At 38.9% G+C, this 17,753-nt stretch carries 16 protein-coding genes; all 16 read right to left on the reverse strand.

What is annotated here, in order from left to right; translation table 11 throughout:
• Positions 1-57 precede the first annotated feature (57 nt).
• Entirely contained in the window at positions 58-1,239 is a 1,182-nt protein-coding gene (locus KH400_RS06520; RefSeq protein ID WP_217223087.1) for an iron-containing alcohol dehydrogenase, read from the reverse strand.
• A 258-nt stretch (positions 1,240-1,497) separates the two neighbouring features.
• Complete coding sequence (locus KH400_RS06525; protein ID WP_217223167.1) at positions 1,498-2,031, reverse strand: NADPH-dependent FMN reductase; 534 nt, start codon at positions 2,029-2,031, stop codon at positions 1,498-1,500.
• Between the two features lie 232 nt (positions 2,032-2,263).
• Positions 2,264-2,755 (reverse strand): nuclear transport factor 2 family protein, encoded by a 492-nt coding sequence (locus KH400_RS06530; RefSeq protein ID WP_217223090.1) that lies wholly within the window; start codon positions 2,753-2,755, stop codon positions 2,264-2,266.
• Positions 2,756-2,826: 71 nt separating this feature from the next.
• A complete protein-coding gene (locus KH400_RS06535) occupies positions 2,827-3,888 on the reverse strand; it encodes an LLM class flavin-dependent oxidoreductase (protein WP_217223092.1) in 1,062 nt (353 codons plus the stop codon).
• A gap of 303 nt (positions 3,889-4,191) precedes the next feature.
• On the reverse strand, positions 4,192-5,130 hold the full coding sequence (lipP1, locus tag KH400_RS06540) for a LipP1 family hormone-sensitive lipase (RefSeq protein WP_217223094.1): 939 nt from the start codon (positions 5,128-5,130) through the stop codon (positions 4,192-4,194).
• Between the two features lie 162 nt (positions 5,131-5,292).
• Positions 5,293-6,486, reverse strand: a complete 1,194-nt coding sequence (locus KH400_RS06545) for a bifunctional 3,4-dihydroxy-2-butanone-4-phosphate synthase/GTP cyclohydrolase II (protein ID WP_217223096.1) — start codon at positions 6,484-6,486, stop codon at positions 5,293-5,295.
• Positions 6,487-6,675: 189 nt separating this feature from the next.
• Positions 6,676-7,437, reverse strand: coding sequence for an SDR family NAD(P)-dependent oxidoreductase (locus tag KH400_RS06550; protein ID WP_217223098.1), 762 nt, complete (start codon positions 7,435-7,437; stop codon positions 6,676-6,678).
• Positions 7,438-7,482: 45 nt separating this feature from the next.
• A complete protein-coding gene (locus KH400_RS06555; protein ID WP_217223100.1) occupies positions 7,483-8,682 on the reverse strand; it encodes an acyl-CoA dehydrogenase family protein in 1,200 nt (399 codons plus the stop codon).
• A gap of 92 nt (positions 8,683-8,774) precedes the next feature.
• On the reverse strand, positions 8,775-9,839 hold the full coding sequence (locus KH400_RS06560; protein ID WP_217223102.1) for an LLM class flavin-dependent oxidoreductase: 1,065 nt from the start codon (positions 9,837-9,839) through the stop codon (positions 8,775-8,777).
• Between the two features lie 222 nt (positions 9,840-10,061).
• Positions 10,062-11,693 carry an acetate--CoA ligase gene (locus KH400_RS06565; protein WP_312889063.1) on the reverse strand — a complete coding sequence of 544 codons (1,632 nt, stop codon included), beginning with the start codon at positions 11,691-11,693 and terminating at the stop codon, positions 10,062-10,064.
• A gap of 203 nt (positions 11,694-11,896) precedes the next feature.
• Entirely contained in the window at positions 11,897-13,177 is a 1,281-nt protein-coding gene (locus tag KH400_RS06570) for a TRAP transporter large permease (protein WP_246589406.1), read from the reverse strand.
• A gap of 8 nt (positions 13,178-13,185) precedes the next feature.
• Positions 13,186-13,680, reverse strand: coding sequence for a TRAP transporter small permease (locus KH400_RS06575; RefSeq protein WP_217223106.1), 495 nt, complete (start codon positions 13,678-13,680; stop codon positions 13,186-13,188).
• 80 nt (positions 13,681-13,760) lie between these two features.
• On the reverse strand, positions 13,761-14,816 hold the full coding sequence (locus tag KH400_RS06580; protein ID WP_217223107.1) for a TRAP transporter substrate-binding protein: 1,056 nt from the start codon (positions 14,814-14,816) through the stop codon (positions 13,761-13,763).
• A 148-nt stretch (positions 14,817-14,964) separates the two neighbouring features.
• Positions 14,965-16,029 (reverse strand): phosphotransferase family protein, encoded by a 1,065-nt coding sequence (locus KH400_RS06585; RefSeq protein ID WP_217223109.1) that lies wholly within the window; start codon positions 16,027-16,029, stop codon positions 14,965-14,967.
• 142 nt (positions 16,030-16,171) lie between these two features.
• The gene (locus tag KH400_RS06590; RefSeq protein ID WP_217223111.1) at positions 16,172-17,344 is read right to left on the reverse strand and encodes a CaiB/BaiF CoA transferase family protein; all 1,173 of its coding nucleotides are present in this window, start codon (positions 17,342-17,344) and stop codon (positions 16,172-16,174) included.
• A 306-nt stretch (positions 17,345-17,650) separates the two neighbouring features.
• On the reverse strand, positions 17,651-17,753 hold a 103-nt coding region (locus KH400_RS27135; protein ID WP_217223171.1), incomplete at its 5' end, for an IS3 family transposase.

The following is a 17,753-nucleotide window of genomic DNA, read 5'->3' on the forward strand; positions in this document are numbered from 1 at the left end:
CCCCTTGTAAAGCTGATTATCCAATAATATAAAACAAATAATTGTTTGAATAGATGGTTAATAAGCCGCTTCTAACAAACTAGTAATCTCCTCTCGCAAGTCCTCAGTTTGTAACACAAATGAATTCTCTTCCCCTTGGATATCTTTTAAAACGTTCGTGACTAGTGGCAGAAGCTGCTCTCTGGACACGTTAAAATCTCGTAAGCGATGTGGGATCTCTAGCTTTTCAATCAGATCTTTGATAAGTCCTGGTGCTATGGTTGCTTTATCCTTAACACTCATCTTTATATCTACTTTTCCTAATACCTCAGGGATTTGCGCCTGCTCGTTGTATGTCCGTGACAAAAGAAACTTCATCACATGTGGTAACATAATCGCTGACGTCATCCCATGTGGGATATTAAACCGTGCTCCTAATTGATGACCGATACTATGTGACAGCCCTAACTTGATATTCACGACTGAAAATAGAGAAAGCCATGCTCCAATTTGACATTCTAGTCGGGCCCTTAAATTCTCAGGCTCTGCTTTACTTTGCGGCAAATAATAATACAGCTTTTTTAATGCTTGTAACGCTAGACCTGTGTTAATCGGATTAGGCGTCGGTGAATAGAGGGTCTCTACCGCATGATCTACAGCACGAATACCTGTAGATATCCACAACCATTCTGGAGTTTCAACCGTAAACGCAGGATCTAGAAAGACAACTTTTGGGGTCATATTTAAATGAGAGAATTTATATTTTAAATGATCCTCACCATTCGTCACGCCAGCAATACTTGTAAACTCAGATGCAGACAATGTTGTCGGGATTGATATATGGGGTATATAATTCTTCATCGCTATCGATTTTGCACCTACATTATCTGAATACAAGTAAAGGCTCTCTTCTGTTTTCACATCATCAGCCAAGACAAATGAAAGTATTTTCGCTGCATCTATCGGACTTCCTCCACCACAACTAATAATTAAGTTGGGACTAAATTCTCGAATAGCATGAATATCTCTCATCAAGATATTTCCGGGAACATGTTGTTTAGAACACGTCTCAAATAACGCGATCCCACTAGATTGAAGGGACTCTTTCATGTTCTGATATGCTTTAGTACTTAAGATACTATTTGTTGTAACAAGTAAGATCCTTTCACCATGTAATCGCTGCACTTCTTGAAGCAATTGCTCGTTGACGATATTAACTCCATATGTGATCCGATCCACAGGAAGATATTGATAAATCATAAAAAACCCTCTTTCATAATGAAGTAAATTGAAGGAAATCTCCTTCTTTTTTCAAAGTGAACAGAAAATAAAATCGTTATCCACTCACAACAATGGCTTTTTATCCCTTTTTGTTATGAAAAAATCCCCTCATTTCATTTTGAGGAGATTCTCACACAAATTGGTGAAGGGGCTTAAGAAAAGAACAACCTTTCGACCAAAACATTGCATGACCTCTTATCTTTAAAAGCTCTCTTTAGTCCGTCATTAACACCGTAATTAACCTAATGACTGTTCCATTAACACAAGTTCTTCCGCTAATCGTTTGCTACGCTCGAGTACATCTTGATCAATAATTTCATTTTGTTTATTGAAATGATTACTATGTGCATACACATAGCTCGGTGGCACAAATGCTCTAAAATAACCCGCTATCGGCTTCAATTGATTTTCTATCACTAGATAATGCTGATACGTCCCACCTGTAGCAACAAATCCAATGACCTTTTTTCTAAACATTGAAACAGGCGCGAGATCAAATAAGTTCTTTAAGGCCCCTGTGAGTGAGGATTGAAAAATTGGTGTTCCGATAAGAAAACAATCGGCTGAATTCATAATATCCAGGACTTTTTTTGTATCTCCTTCATAAGTGTCCGGATCACGGCCATCACAAAATTGTACTTGATATTCCTTTAAATCAAGGAGTTCAACTTCCACCTCTGAATCTACCTTCTTAATATCCTCTAAAACATTTTCAACAAGCACACGTGTTTTACTCCCTACAATCGTACCTGAAATTCCAACAACCTTCATCATCTGATCCCCCCAAATTATTAATTAACTGATACATTTTTTTATTAAAAGGTAACATTAGCTCCTACTTCGTGGTTATGTAAGGACTGCAATGGCCGATGCAATCTCTAATATATGCATATCCTCCACTTTTTCTATAGTTTCGTTTGAATATTGATAGGAAAGCACCCCGACTCCCCTACCCGTTACATAGAGACAAAAGCGGGGCACAATCCTAATCTTCTTATTTCTATTAATCTAACTTAGGATTAATTCGTGATTCAGGTTTGTCTGACCATGGTTCTAACGCTGGAGTCATATAATGAATCTTTACTTTTCTTTCCGTAAGTCTCCATTTACCAGTACGGTTGCTTAATTTATCCCAGTACGTAGCAGCAATGACAAGTGGAACACCAACCGCGTTCGTTGCTGTCGCATCAACATCAGCGACGGCTGTGGCTGTGCCATTTTTAATATCAACATTAATCACTTCGTTCATCGCATAGTGATGTGTTTCAGGAAGACCCTCCCAGATCGCTTGTGTTTTCTCTAAAATCTCTTGTTTATTAGCACAATAACCCCAAGGATCTCCAATATCCCAGACAGCATCATCTTCCCACTGGTCCAAAAATAGACTTTCGTCTTTCTTATCAACTCCGTGATTATAATTGGCAATGACCTCTTTAATTTGCTCGCGTGCTTCTAATTCTAAAATTCTCTCTTCAAGCGAACGCCCATTTGACATCTTATTTCCCTCTCTTCACTGTAGGTTTCTTTCATCTATTTGTTCATATTTGATAATCTAACATAAACCTATTACTTACCAATTTTTTCATTAATCGCTTTAAAATATGGTAAAACCTCATCGGCATAGCGCTTCATTGCCTTCATAACCTTGCGATGCTCCATTCCGCCCATACGGAACCAGCATGATAAACTATTAACTCCCGCTTGCTCGACAATCTCTAATCGGTTAATGGCATCCTGTGCATCGGTTAATAATGCTACGCCCGTATCATTCAGTCCACGAACATCTAATGGGCCATCAAACTCTTTTGCTACTTCTGCAAAGCGCTCATACGTTTTTGGTGCTTGCATGCCTTTTGCCCCTGGAATTAAATCAAGGACACGGTTAAAATATACTTTCATATTTTCCTCTACATTTTTAACTGCTTGGTCTGTATCATCAGCAATATTCATTTGTAGATTCATATGAATATCCGGTGTAATGCCTTTTTGAATTAAACGATCTCTCGTGCGCTTTGTATAGTCGAGAACATCGTCCAAGACCATTAATGTCGGGGTGACCATGAATTCTCTTGCCTCTTTTTCTACCATTAAATCAAACGAGGCTGGACTAATCGCTGCATAATAGAATGGAATTCTTTCTTGAACAGGTTTTGGAACTAACGAGACATTATCTAATTGATAGAATTCCCCATCATAGCTAAACGTTTCATTATTCCATAGGCCTTGGATGATTTCGACATACTCCCAAAAACGTTCCCGTGTTTTTTCCATCGGAACCCCTAGCCCTTTTGCCTCTAACGGCTGATAACCACGGCCTGCTCCAAACTTTAAGCGCCCTTCACTGAGAATATCAACCATCGCATAGTCTTCTGCTATTCGCACCGGGTTATCGAAGTTTAAAATACTCACACCAATCCCAATATCCATCTTCTTGGTAATTTGTGAAATCGCTGCCGCTGCTACTTGGGGAGAAGCTAAACTTCCATATGAACTAAAGTGATGCTCTGCTAGCCACACACTTTCAAATCCTAGCTCTTCCCCATACTGGATTTGTTCAAGCATCTCACCATATGCTCTCTCATAGTTTCCATCATGACACTCATTTACGTAGAATAGTCCTGTTTTCATTTGATCATACACCCCTCTTAATATATTTAATTTACACCTAACCTGTAAGCGTTTACAAACAATCCATTTAACCTAACGTTTGTTTTATTTTATTGCCAATCATCCCCATTCATATAGAACCATACTTTCTCCATTTATTTAAAAGTAGGACGGAATATTTGATCTGATCAATGGGGAATATTCGTTCTAACTAACATTAACTTTTTAAATGACATCCGGGAAGGGGAAAGCGAAAATCCTAGCGTTATCACACTCGGGTTTTCGCATAGCGTTTATCGTGAAAAAATTTATATCATGTTCTAATTAAGAGAATGCTTTCTTTAACGTGTCACTAATTCTCTGTAATGCATCATGCGCGTCATCCATTAAAACAGGCATCCAGAAAAAACCATGAATTTGTCCATCATACCGTTTAACTTCAACTGGAACTCCGGCTTCTTGTAACCGTTTTGCATAATTTTCTCCCTCATCACGCAATACATCGTATTCTGCTGTAAACACTAAAGCCGGCGGTAATCCACTTAGATCTTTTGCACGGATTGGAGCTGCATACGGATGTACTTTCTCATCTTCTGTTGAAAAATATTGATCAGCAAACCAATGCATCGCAGAGGTTTCTAAGTAATACCCTTCTCCATTTTCTTCAAAAGATTTTGTATCAAAAGCAAAGTCTGTACCTGGATATAGCAAAATTTGATACGAAATCTTTGGCCCACCACGGTCTTTTGCCATCAATGGGACAACAGCAGCAAGGTTACCACCTGCACTATCGCCACTAACCGCAATTTTTTCAGGATCACCATTGAAGTTAGAGATGTTTTCTGCAACCCATTTCGTGGCAGCATAGCAATCTTCTACAGGAATTGGAAACTTGTTTTCAGGAGCAAGACGATAGTCTACAGAAACAACCAAACATTCGGTAGAATTTGCGAGCGAACGCATTAATGGGTCAACAACTTCTAGATCACCTAAAACCCATCCACCACCGTGGTAATAAACGAGAACTGGAAATGGTCCATTACCTTCTGGTGTATATAAACGAAGCCCAATTTCATCGCCATCCACTGGGATCTTAACATTCTCTACTTTGGCTACTTCTTGACGTTCACCGATTATATCAGCATAGAAACCAATTAGACCTTCACGATTTTCTTCAACAGACATATCTGGAATCCCTGGTCCATCAGCTGTAGCCGCATTAATTTGATCCACTAATTTTTTAACTTGAGGTTGTAATGCCATATTATTCTTCCCCCTTTAAGTTTTGTAACCGCTAACATTATTAATTATAAATCCCAATCTACGATAAAGCAAGTTAATTTTTATAATTTTCAAAATATTCTTTTAAAAATATTATCATTCAGAGGTGTAGGGTGTACTCAAAGCACCTTCACGTTCCAATCGTTACATAATAAGCAAGTGACCTAATTTATCAGATTTCGTTCTTAAATAGTTTTCATTTTCTTTATTGTGTGGCATCTGTAGAGGGATTCGACTCGTTACCTCTAGCCCATACCCCATTAAGCCTTTGAGTTTTCGAGGGTTATTTGTTAGCAACCTCATTTTCCCAACACCTAAATCACGAAGAATTTGGGCACCTATCCCATAATCACGTAGGTCTGGAGCAAACCCAAGGATCTCATTTGCTTCAACCGTATCATAACCTTCTTCTTGTAGCTTATATGTTTTCATTTTATTTAACAGTCCGATCCCTCGGCCTTCTTGCCTCATATACAGTAAAACCCCACTACCTTCTTCTTCTATTTGTTTTAATGCAGCATCTAGTTGTAAACCACAGTCACAACGAAGGGATCCAAATACGTCACCAGTTAGACACTCTGAATGGACGCGGACTAGAACTGGTTCAGTCGAATCAATATCCCCCTTTACAAAGGCAATGTGCTCTTTGCCATCAACATCATTGGAATAGACAATGGTTCGAAAGTTCCCGTACTTCATCGGGAGATTGATCGTCACTTCTTGAGTGACTAATTTTTCTTTGTGGTTACGATAATGAATCAAGTCCTTAATTGTAATCATTTTCAACTCATGTTCATTTGCCATTTTACACAAATCCTGTACACGAGCCATTGTTCCATCTTCTTTAATAATTTCACAAATCACACCAGCTGGTTGATACCCAGCTAAGCGTGCAAGGTCAACAGTTGCTTCCGTATGTCCAGCTCGTCTAAGGACCCCACCTTCCTTAGCCACTAATGGGAATATATGCCCTGGCTTTTTAAAATCAGCAGCCTTAGACTCTTCATTAAGCAGAGCGAGAATGGTATCCGAGCGATCGTATGCTGATATTCCAGTCGATGTCGTTTTATAATCAACACTAACAGTAAAAGCTGTACCATGGGGGTCTGTATTATGGTCAACCATTGGTAATAGCTCTAATTTAGATGCTAACTCCTCAGTAATTGGTGCACAGACCAAACCACGGCCATATTTAATGAGAAAATTAATCTTTTCCGGAGTTGCATGCTCAGCTAATAATACAAAGTCCCCTTCATTCTCACGGTCTTCATCATCACAGACAATAATAATTTTCCCTTGTTGCAAATCAGCTATTGCCTCTTCGATGGAGTCAAACATTCTAATCACTCCTCTTATCAACAGATTTCATACACGATATTGAAATTTCTTAGGAGACCTTTTACTTAACTAAGTAGCAACTGATGTACTGCTGTCTGTCCACACGATCTAAACACTTGATAAATAAAGGCAATCATACTGTCAACATTGCGTCTATGAATGAGACCATTTATGATTGCCTATCATCAATTATTCTGAAAGTGTGCCTCCATCAATATAAAAGGTTTGACCTGTAATATAATCGGCCGCCCCTGACGCTAAATATAATGCCGTTTGAGAAATATCTTTTGGTTCGCCTAATCTTCTAAAAGGGATGGCTTTTGTCGCTTTTTCAAGCCATTCTTTATTTTCACGTTCTTTTTTATTAATCTCGGTTGCAATTAACCCTGGTGCAATTGAGTTCACATGAATATTATATCGTGCCCATTCCGCAGCTAATGAACGTGTCATATGAATAACTGCTGCTTTCGTCGCCGTATACGGTGCGATACGTTTATATGGCTTCACACCACCTACAGATGAAATGTTAATAATTTTCCCTTGGTTTTGCTTAACCATGATCTTTGCTGCTTCCTGACAGCTAAAAAATAACCCTTTGATATTAACATTATTAATTAAATCCCATTCTTCTTCATTAACGTCTAATGCTGGTTTGGTTACATTTGCTCCTGCATTATTCACTAAAAGATCTACTCGACCAAATTCATCCATCGTTTTTTTAAATAGATTTTGAATATCAGCTAATTTGCCGACATCACATGCAACAGATAGCGCTTTTCTACCAAGGTCTCTAACCTCATGGGCAACCTTTTCACAGCTGGCCTTGTTGCGACTTGATATAACGATATCTGCTCCTCGAGAGGCAAAATCGCGAACCATTTCTGCACCTATTCCTCGACTGCCTCCTGTTACGACAACCACCTTACCTGAAAAATCATATAATTGTTCCATAGGTTTCCCTCCTAGGTCTTTGACAACGTTTCACCTATTTATTAATCATACCAATATATCTTTGTTTTTGTTTTTATACTCTTTTAAAATTCGCTTTGCTACGACCATACGATGAACTTCATCTGGACCATCGTAAATATGTGCGGCCCTACCTTCTCGATAGAATGCCTCTAATGGCGTATCTTTTGAATACCCTAGTGATCCATGAACTTGGATCGCCCGACTGATGATATCATTTAAGATTTTGGCACCATAAAATTTAATGAGAGCGATCTCTTTTCTAGCATCTAGACCTTGATCCATTTTCCAAGCAGCATGAAGGGTCATTAACCTTGAAGCTGACATCTCAGCGGCAGAATCAGCAATAAAGTTTTGGATCGATTGAAATTCAGCTAAAGGCTTCCCTCTCGTTTTTCTCTTTAGAGCATAATCAAGCATTAAATCAAAACTACGATTCATAACACCTAACCAGCGCATCGCATGTGTAATTCGTCCTGGCCCTAATCGCATTTGCGCTAATTTGAAGCCTTCTCCTACTTTACCTAGTATGCTTTCTTCTGGAATGCGGCAATTATCAAACTCAATTTCCCAATGTCCACCTTCACTAAAGTCACCCATCACTTCAATATCACGAATAAGATTAAAGCCTGGCGTTCCGATATCAACGAGAAACATTGATGCACGTTCATGTGGAGCCGCATCTGGGTTCGTTACCGCCATCACGATCGCAAAAGAAGATAGCCCAGCGTTACTGATAAACCATTTGCGGCCATTAATGACCCATTCGTTCCCTTCTTTAACAGCCGTTGTTTGTAGGCCGGTTGGATCTGCACCTGAGACATCACGTTCAGTCATCGCAAAACATGATCGAATCTCATCGTCAATTACAGGCTTTAAATATTTATCAATCTGCTCTTGAGTCCCGGCATTCAAGAGAATTTCCGTATTCCCTGTATCAGGAGCAGCTGTTCCAAAAACTCGTGGACCGATCGGACTACTTCCTAATTGTTCATTTAATAGCCCTAAGAAAACGTTACCTAAACCTAATCCGCCAATATGTTCAGGCAGGTGAGCTGCCCATAGATTTTGGTCTTTAACTTTTTGTTGTAAGGGCTTTAATATTTCATTCGGCAATCCCACGCCTGGGACGATATACTTTTCAGCAGGGTAAACATCCTCTTCCATGATCTTTTTTGCTTTTGCTAACAATTCTTCTTGTTCTACTGTTGGACTGAAATCGTACATATGTGTTCGCTCCTTTTATTTTTAAATTTATAGGTCCATATCGACTAGTAAACGATCTATAGATTCGTTTCTCTATGAAAAGAAAACAGGCCTCACTGATTGTTTAATTTTGTATTAATAGCCTTAAAGTATGGTAAAACTTCATCCGCATAGCGCTTCATCGCCTTCATAACCTTGCGGTGCTCCATTCCGCCCATACGGAACCAGCATGATAAACTATTAATTCCCGCTTGCTCGACACCTTCTAATCGTTCGATCGCATCTTGCGCATCTGTTAATAACGCGACACCAGAATCATTAAGTCCACGAACATCTAATGGGCCATCAAACTCTTTTGCTACTTCTGCAAAGCGCTCATACGTTTTTGGTGCTTGCATGCCTTTTGCCCCTGGAATTAAATCAAGGACGCGGTTAAAATAGACTTTCATATTTTCCTCTACATTTCTAACCGCTTGGTCTGTATCATCGGCAATATGCATTTGTAGATTCATATGAATATCTGGGGTAATTCCCTTTAGCATTAAGCGGTCTCTTGTACGCTTTGTATACTCAAGAACATCGTCCAAGACCATTAATGTCGGGGTGACCATGAATTCTCTGGCCTCTTTTTCAACCATTAAATCAAACGAGGCTGGACTAATCGCTGCATAATAAAATGGAATTCTTTCTTGAACAGGTTTTGGAACTAACGAGACATTATCTAATTGATAAAATTCCCCATCATAGCTAAACGTTTCATTATTCCATAGGCCTTGGATGATTTCGACATACTCCCAAAAACGTTCCCGTGTTTTTTCCATCGGAACCCCTAGCCCTTTCGCCTCTAACGGTTGATATCCGCGACCTGCTCCAAACTTTAAGCGCCCTTCACTGAGAATATCAACCATCGCATAGTCTTCTGCTATTCGCACCGGGTTATCGAAGTTTAAAATACTCACACCAATCCCAATATCCATCTTCTTTGTAATTTGTGAAATCGCTGCCGCTGCTACTTGGGGAGAAGCTAAACTTCCATATGAACTAAAGTGATGCTCTGCTAGCCACACACTTTCAAATCCTAGCTCTTCCCCATACTGGATTTGTTCAAGCATCTCACCATACGCTCGTTCATAGTTCCCATCATGACACTCATTTACATAGAAAAGTCCTGTTTTCATTTGATCATACACCCCTCTAATCTAAAATTTATATCGTCATTCTTAGTTGAAAGCGATTTCGCTACAAAAAATCTAACGTTTGTTTGAATTTATTATATCAATGGGTTCAGGTGAAATCAACTGTTTATTATGAATTTTCTAAAAATTTTGAATCAATGTGTGTCAAAAAGTATTCAATGGAGTGCCCCCTTTTGTTTTGGGGGCTCCATCCTGTTTACATGATCACTCACTCGGTTGCATATCCTTCTTTTTTAGTAGATATCTTTGAATTTTACCACTCGGTGTTTTTGGTAGATAGTCCGTAAACTCAATTTCTCTAGGATACTGGTGTTTAGATAATTTCGATTTTACATACTTACTCAACTCCTGTGCTAGTTCGTCTGAAGCTTGATATTCTGAGTTCAGAATGACATAAGCCTTAACAATTTCCCCTTTAGCAGGATCTGGTTTTCCAATAACCGCTGCTTCTTTCACAGCCACGTGTTCTAATAAACTACTTTCTACCTCGAACGGACCAATTCGATAGCCTGCGCTAGAAATGATGTCATCTGTACGTCCTTGAAACCAAAAATAGCCATCTTTATCTTTGTTAGCAAGGTCACCAGTCATAAACCACTTTCCTAATTTTTTGGCCTCTGTTTTCTTCGGATCCTGCCAGTACCCTAGGAAAAAGTGTGGAAAAGCAGTTGTATCAACAACAATTTGTCCTACTTCTCCATCCTCAACTTCATGACCGTTTTCATCAACGAGTGCAATTGTGAAGCCTGGTGTAGGTAAGCCCATCGATCCCGGTTTAACCTCCATGTCTGTGATATTAAAGTTATTCACAATCATACCTGTTTCAGTGGCACCATAATGGTCATAAATCTCTCTTCCAAAATTCTCTTTAAAAAATCGAACCACTTCAGCATTTAATGGTTCCCCTGCACTACTAAAGCGTTTAACATCAAATGTATACTGTTTTATAAGTTCTTCACCTTGTGAAAGCATCATTCGATAAGCAGTAGGTGCGTAGGCAAAGTTTGTAATCTTATAATCTTGTAACAATTGATAGACTTTTTTAACATCAAACCCACCTTTGTACGCAAGGATAGAAATCCCAAAACTTAATGGCGCTAGTGTACAATTGATTAATCCAAATGCCCAGCCAAGATCGGCACCGCCATATAACCGGTCTTCTTCTGGCTCTATCCCTATCGCATACCGCAAATATGGATATGAACTAATCAGGATTTTATGTGCCCATACCGCTCCTTTTGGCATACCCGTAGACCCAGATGTATACTGAATGACGCTAGGATCCATCACATCTGTCGGTTCTGTATCATGTTCTGGCGAAAATGACTGAACAAATTCCCAAAACGTTTGACCTTCACTAGTTAGACCGTCAGATAAAAGCAGCTGCGCTTCAACTTCCTGTCCTTTAATTTTGTCTGCTTGCTCCTTGTTTGTCACCAATAGTTTACATCCAGAGTCCTTCAGGCGATAAGTAATGGCTTCGGGACCAAACGCCGTAAATAATGGTACATAAACTGCACCGATTTTCCATGTAGCAATGACGGTTACAATAAGCTCCATCTCTTTGCCAAGTAGGCCCGCGACACGATCTCCTTTTTGAATGCCTAAACGTTTTAAAGCATTCGCCATTCGATTTGTTTGTTCTTTTAACAATTTGTACGTCCATGTTTGTTTATTCCCTTCTGCATCCTCCCAAAAAATAGCAATACGATTCGGATCATTTGCCCACCGATCACAACACTCGTGTCCCATGTTAAATTTTTCTTTTTGGTTCCAGTCAAATGTTTCAATAACTTTTTCCCACGAAAAATCTCTTGCTAATGTCTTATAATTCACTTACATGCACCTCACAAATAAATGATTGTTAATTAACGTCATAAGATCAATCAACCTTACTAGCAATAGTCACTAAATTAAATTCTGATTATTCGGGATTCTATAGAGGTCACTTAACTCCTTTAACAAACTTACTAAAGCAATCCACTTTATTAAAGGGCAATCCTTCAACCCTTACGGATTTTAAGCAAATATAGGGACGACTAATCAAGAAGGTTAGGTAAAAACAATGAAAGCTGTGGAAATAACGTAATGATCAACAACACGATCAAGAGTGCGATAAAAATTGGAATTAAATACTTAAACGTTTTTTCAAACGGAATACCAGCCATCCTGGAAGCGATAAACACATTTACACCCATTGGTGGTGTCAATAGACCTAATGTAAGGTTAATACAAACAATCACCCCAAAGTGGATCGGATCAACACCCAAGCTCGTGACAATTGGGAGCAATAATGGAACAAAAATCATGAGCGCAGCAATGGTCTCCATCACCATTCCAACAAGTAACAAGAACAAGTTGATAATAAGTAAAATAATAATCGGATTTGTCGATAGTCCACTTATGAGCCCTGCTAAATATTGTGGCACTTGTTCTAATGATAAGATGCGCCCGAAAAATGCTGCTGCTCCAATTAAAATGAGTACGCCACCACACACTGCAGATGTTTTCATAAAAATAGGGGGTACGTCTTTGAAAGCAATTTCTTTATGGATGAATAAACTCACTAGTAAACTATAGAACACAGCAATGACTGCAGCTTCAGTTGGAGTAAATATGCCTCCATAAATTCCACCTAGTACGATGATTGGAGCAAGTAATGCAAATTTAGCATCGTAAAGAGCCTTGACCAATTCATTAAGACTACTTTTTTCACCACCAACATACCCTTTTTTTCTACATATCAGATAATTGACGATAATTAGCGCCATACCGATCAGTAAACCTGGTAGAATCCCTGCAATAAATAGCCCACCTATGGAAACACCTGTAATCACACCATATAAAATAAATAAAATACTAGGTGGTATAATTGGCCCCATTGACCCAGCACTAGCTACGAGTGATGAGGCATACGCTTTCGAATATCCTTTGTTAATCATATAAGGGAGCATGATACCACCGATAGCGGCAACAGTAGCCGGCCCAGACCCTGAAATCGCAGCGAATATAAAGCTAGCGATCACAGTAATAATACCTAGTCCGCCGGTAAATGAGCCTACTAATTTCTCAGCAAATATGACTAATCGTTTGGCAATTCCTCCTTTACTCATAATCTCTCCGGCGAGAATAAATAATGGAATCGCAATCAATGGGAACGAATCACTAGCTCCAAAAGAAGCTGTTATAAACAGATTAAATGTTGTTAAATCATTGACAATCAAAACGATAAAACTTGATATACCTAAGGCGATGGCCACTGGCATATTCGTTGCAATCAACAGAAAGAAGATCACAAATAAGAATACTAGTGTTGACAACAATCACCTCACCCCTCAACTATATGTTCCGAGTTTTTTCGTTTGAATTCTTTATACCCCTGTTGCAACAAACGAACAGCCATAAGTGCGTACCCGATCGGTATTGCAATATAAATAATCCATAATGGCAGGTTCATCGCCGATGACGAATTCCCACTGCCACTCATCATCGAGAAACTATAATTGAATCCAATATAAGCAACAAAGAGTGAGAACAGGAACCATATTACATTCCCCGTCAATTCTAAATAGGGCCTTACCTTTTTCGGAAACATCATCTTCAAAGATTCGATCTTTATATGAGTTTTTTCTACAATCGCATAACTAGCACCTAGAAAAATAAACCAAATAAATAAATATCTTGCTAACTCACCGGCCCAACGGAATGAGTTATTAAATAGATAACGGGCGATCACTTCCAAGCCCATAACTAAAGTAATTGTTAATAACAAGAGAAAACAAGCATAGCCTTCAATTGGTATCTTCTTTTTGTCGTCCTCCATCGCTTGTTCACCCCTTTTCTATGAGAGTGATGTTGGGTGAAGTGATTAGAGAACAAAGCTCTAACCACTTCAGTAACCATCTACTGATTTAGCTCTTCTAGCGCTTGATTAAAGACATCCTCACCTACAACATCAATATTATTATCAATTGCTGGTTGGACTGCCTCTCTAAAGGTTTCAATTTGCTCTGGCGTTAGTTCATTTACTTCTACCCCTTCTTCCTTCATGTTTTCAAGAGCAGATTCTTCCTGCTCAATCGCTAATTCTCGTGCAAATTGAACCGTTTCATCGGCAGCTTCGAGGACAACTTCTTGTAAATCTGCTGGTAAGCTTTCAAAGAATTCATTGTTAATAATCAATAGATATGGGAAGAGCACATGTTCAGTGATCGATAGATATTTACTTACTTCATAAAATTGCGAATCATACATTAGTGGGATTGTTGTCGTTAAGCCATCAATAGTCCCTTGCTGCAATGACGTATATACTTCTGCAAATGTAATCGGCGTTGGATTCCCCCCCATCACTTCAATCGTATCCATTAATAAAGAAGCTTGTGGTGTACGAATACTAAGCCCATTCATATCTTCCGGTTCAGTAATCGAATGACTACTATTTAAAATAGATAAAAATCCGATATCGTAATAGCCCAAGATTCGTGTGCCAGTTGCTTCTAGAAATTCTTCTGAAAACTGTTCTCCAATCGGCCCTTCTGCTAATTCATATAACTGTTCTCTACTTTCAAATAAAAAGGGGACATCAAATAAATTGAATCCGTCTACACCACCTATTTGAGAAGCTACAAACGGCCCCATCCCGATTAACTGTGCTGTGCCGTCCATTAATTGTTGGAGGTTTTCTTCATCTGAGGAAGAAAGGGTTCCTCCTAAATAAATATCAACTTCAATTTGACCATTACTTTTTTCTTCTACTAAATCCTTAAACTCCATAAACGTCGTTGCAACAAAATTATCCTCGTTTACAACCGTAGGTAATTTAATTGTGTATGTTTCCTCACCTTCACTCGAGCCATTACCCTCGGTAGATCCAGAGGTATTATCGCTACACCCTGCCATGATCAGGAGTAAGGCACATAAAGACATTAACCAATATACATGTAATTTTTTGCTTCTCATTCTATAAACCCCCTTATCTGATTATCTTCATTGACACCATTTAAGTAAGCGCTATCATAAAACGTAATGCTGTACGAATTGATCATATAATCGCCTTTTACCTCCACCCCCCCTGCTTCATCCTCTTCTTTTTTAGTACGAACTAATCTTATATTGTATCTTTTTGACTAACTTCAAAGGCATGTGCCATTAAGTGTTTGACTCTAATATGAAATGTAGAAAAGCGTTCATCATTTGTTTGACCTTTTTTCCACCGATAATAAATTTGTTGAAGTACCACGGCTAGTTTAAAATACGTGAAAGCTAAGTAAAATTGGAGCGGTGGAATATCTCTCCCCGTTTTTAACGAGTATCTGTGTAAGAAATCTCTTCTTTTAATAAAGCCAGGCATGACCGTAACTGTCGGCAAACTCTCTTTAAGAACATCAGGGTCTCCTTCTTCTAACCAATATCCAAGTGCACCAGCCAAATCAAATAATGGATCTGCAATCGTTGCAATCTCCCAATCTAAAACAGCCTCAATGTTAGATAGATCCTTCGATAACAACATATTATTTAACTTATAATCATTGTGTATAACTGTTGCATCTGGTGACTCGGGTATGTTGTTAACAAACCAACTTGCTAACTGATCAACATAAGGAACATCGTCAGTTTTCGTGCGCTCATACCTTTTAATCCAACTATGAACCTGACGTTTTAAAAATCCCTCTGGGTGACCAAAGCTACTTAAGTCTACTTTTTTGTAATCAACTTGATGAAGTGAGGCTAACGCATCAACAGCTACATTTGAGATGCGTTTACATAATTCATCTGTAACCGTATAGCCTGGTGGAAATGTATCAGCTACGACTACCCCCTTTTTACGTTCCATGATATAAAAGGGGACACCAATAACTGACTCATCATCACAATAAATATAAGGCTTTGGAACCAATTGATAGGCTGGGTATAATCGTTTTAAAAACTCAGATTCCCTTTTCATATCATGTGCTTTTGGTGGTAATGGCCCTGCTGGGGGACGACGCATGACAGCCTCCCATTCACCACATTGAATTAAGTAGGTTAAATTCGATACCCCTGTCGGGAATTGCCTAACTTCTAACGTATCACTTGGCACCCCATTGAGATTCTCTTTTAAATAGTCTTTTAAAGCACTTTTATCAAAACCTTCCCCTTGGCGAACGTCGATCGTTTCCTTGTATTGTTCCATAAGTTCCACCACCTTGATATACTTAGATCGCTCGATTTATGATGTATAGATTGTAATTCTAACTCCCAACACAACCTATCACCCCTACGATATTATTCAAAATATTCAGAAACATAGAGGCGCAGTACACCTTCTTTTCCAATTACAGGTTTCCTATGTTATTAATTTGTTCAACCGAAAAACCTAGATCCTCTAATATTTCTCGATTGTGCTCTCCTAATTTTGGCGCATCAGCATACACATCTCCTGGTGTATCTGACAGTTTAATAGGGATGCCAAGTTGTTTAAGTTCATTTCCGCTTGATACACGAAACGACTTGATCATTTCTCTTTCTTTCACTTGAGGATTCCCTTCGATTTCATCAACATGTAAGACCGGTGTCACACATGTATCTAGATCTTCGAATATAGTCATCCATTCATCTAACGACCTCTTTTTCATCAATCCACTAATTTCTACCTTCATTTGCTCCTGCCTATCTTTAGGTGCCTCAAGATCATCGATTAAATCGGGTCTATCTAACCCTTCACAAAAACCCTTCCAAAATTTATGTTCTAAGGCGCCAACTGCAATATAGCGTTGATCTGCCGTTTCATACACTTGGTAACAAGCTTTCCCCCCTGACAATGTTAATTTTCCACGTTCAGGTCGTTTGTGATCAGCCAAATAGTTAGGCAAAACCGTTTGTAACCAGGATAATACCCCATCCATCATTGAAATATCAACAAACTGTCCCTTTCCATTATTTTTTTCTCTATTTACTATAGCAACGAGTATACCGATAGCCGCCATCAATGACCCACCACCAATGTCCGCGATTTGCGTCGCTGAAAGAGCGGGCTTTTGACCAGATTCCCCTTGTAACCCTAAAAGTCCAGCATAGCTTAAATAATTAATATCATGTCCTGGAAGTTGAGCATACGGTCCAGTTTGTCCGTAACCCGTTATCGCACAATAAATGAGTTTAGGATTGAGTTCTGATAGCGTATCATAACCTAAGCCTAGACGATCCATGACACCTGGTCTAAACGATTCGACTAGTACATCTGAAGTCTTCACTAACTCAAGAAACATCTCTTTTCCTTCTTGTGACTTTAAGTTGATACAAACACTCTTTTTATTGCGGTTTAACGACGAAAAAATTGCACTATCGGTTTCGACTTTTGGCTCTTCCCACCGAGAGTAATCGCCTACATTAGGCTCTTCCACTTTAATAACTTCCGCTCCAAAATCTGCAAAAAACATTGTGCAATAGGGCCCCGGTAACAAGCGTGATAAATCGAGCACCCTTATTCCATGCAATGGTTTAGACATCTTAACTCCCCCTTCGAAACGCAATTTCAAACAATTGTTTGTTTTAATGATACAAAAAACAACCGGTAATTGCAATACATTTTTAAATATTCTGATAATTATAATGACCGTTATTCAACAAAAAACCTTAGCCAATAAGGTGACCCCAAAAAGTTAAACTTTTTTCGGAGTAGAAATCCTACTCCGATTTTTTGTTTTCTCAAGAATCTTCACCACCGTGCTTAACAACCACCTTTTACAAGAACATCTAGCTGTCAAGAGAAGGAACGGAGTGGCTCTTGACAGCTAGATGTTCTTGTAAAACAATTAAGCAGGCACGGTGGAGAGAATCTCTTGTCGTGCTTCTCTAAACTGAATCGGACTCATCCAATGCAGCTTTTCCTTGATTCGTTTGTTATTGTAGTAGTCT

Origin of the sequence: Desertibacillus haloalkaliphilus (assembly GCF_019039105.1) — a bacterium.
Classification (GTDB): Bacteria; Bacillota; Bacilli; order Bacillales; family KJ1-10-99; genus Desertibacillus; species Desertibacillus haloalkaliphilus.

What these genes read in the sequence shown, in the direction of transcription:
- KH400_RS06555 (WP_217223100.1), bottom strand. Translation starts at nt 8,682, where the DNA reads ATGTACGATTTCAGTCCAACAGTAGAACAAGAAGAATTGTTAGCAAAA.
- KH400_RS06545 (WP_217223096.1), bottom strand. Translation starts at nt 6,486, where the DNA reads ATGTTTGACTCCATCGAAGAGGCAATAGCTGATTTGCAACAAGGGAAA.
- KH400_RS06520 (WP_217223087.1), bottom strand. Translation starts at nt 1,239, where the DNA reads ATGATTTATCAATATCTTCCTGTGGATCGGATCACATATGGAGTTAAT.
- KH400_RS06585 (WP_217223109.1), bottom strand. Translation starts at nt 16,029, where the DNA reads ATGGAACAATACAAGGAAACGATCGACGTTCGCCAAGGGGAAGGTTTT.
- KH400_RS06580 (WP_217223107.1), bottom strand. Translation starts at nt 14,816, where the DNA reads ATGAGAAGCAAAAAATTACATGTATATTGGTTAATGTCTTTATGTGCC.
- KH400_RS06575 (WP_217223106.1), bottom strand. Translation starts at nt 13,680, where the DNA reads ATGGAGGACGACAAAAAGAAGATACCAATTGAAGGCTATGCTTGTTTT.
- KH400_RS06530 (WP_217223090.1), bottom strand. Translation starts at nt 2,755, where the DNA reads ATGTCAAATGGGCGTTCGCTTGAAGAGAGAATTTTAGAATTAGAAGCA.
- KH400_RS06550 (WP_217223098.1), bottom strand. Translation starts at nt 7,437, where the DNA reads ATGGAACAATTATATGATTTTTCAGGTAAGGTGGTTGTCGTAACAGGA.
- KH400_RS06525 (WP_217223167.1), bottom strand. Translation starts at nt 2,031, where the DNA reads ATGAAGGTTGTTGGAATTTCAGGTACGATTGTAGGGAGTAAAACACGT.
- KH400_RS06535 (WP_217223092.1), bottom strand. Translation starts at nt 3,888, where the DNA reads ATGAAAACAGGACTATTCTACGTAAATGAGTGTCATGATGGAAACTAT.
- KH400_RS06560 (WP_217223102.1), bottom strand. Translation starts at nt 9,839, where the DNA reads ATGAAAACAGGACTTTTCTATGTAAATGAGTGTCATGATGGGAACTAT.
- KH400_RS06590 (WP_217223111.1), bottom strand. Translation starts at nt 17,344, where the DNA reads ATGTCTAAACCATTGCATGGAATAAGGGTGCTCGATTTATCACGCTTG.
- lipP1 (WP_217223094.1), bottom strand. Translation starts at nt 5,130, where the DNA reads ATGGCATTACAACCTCAAGTTAAAAAATTAGTGGATCAAATTAATGCG.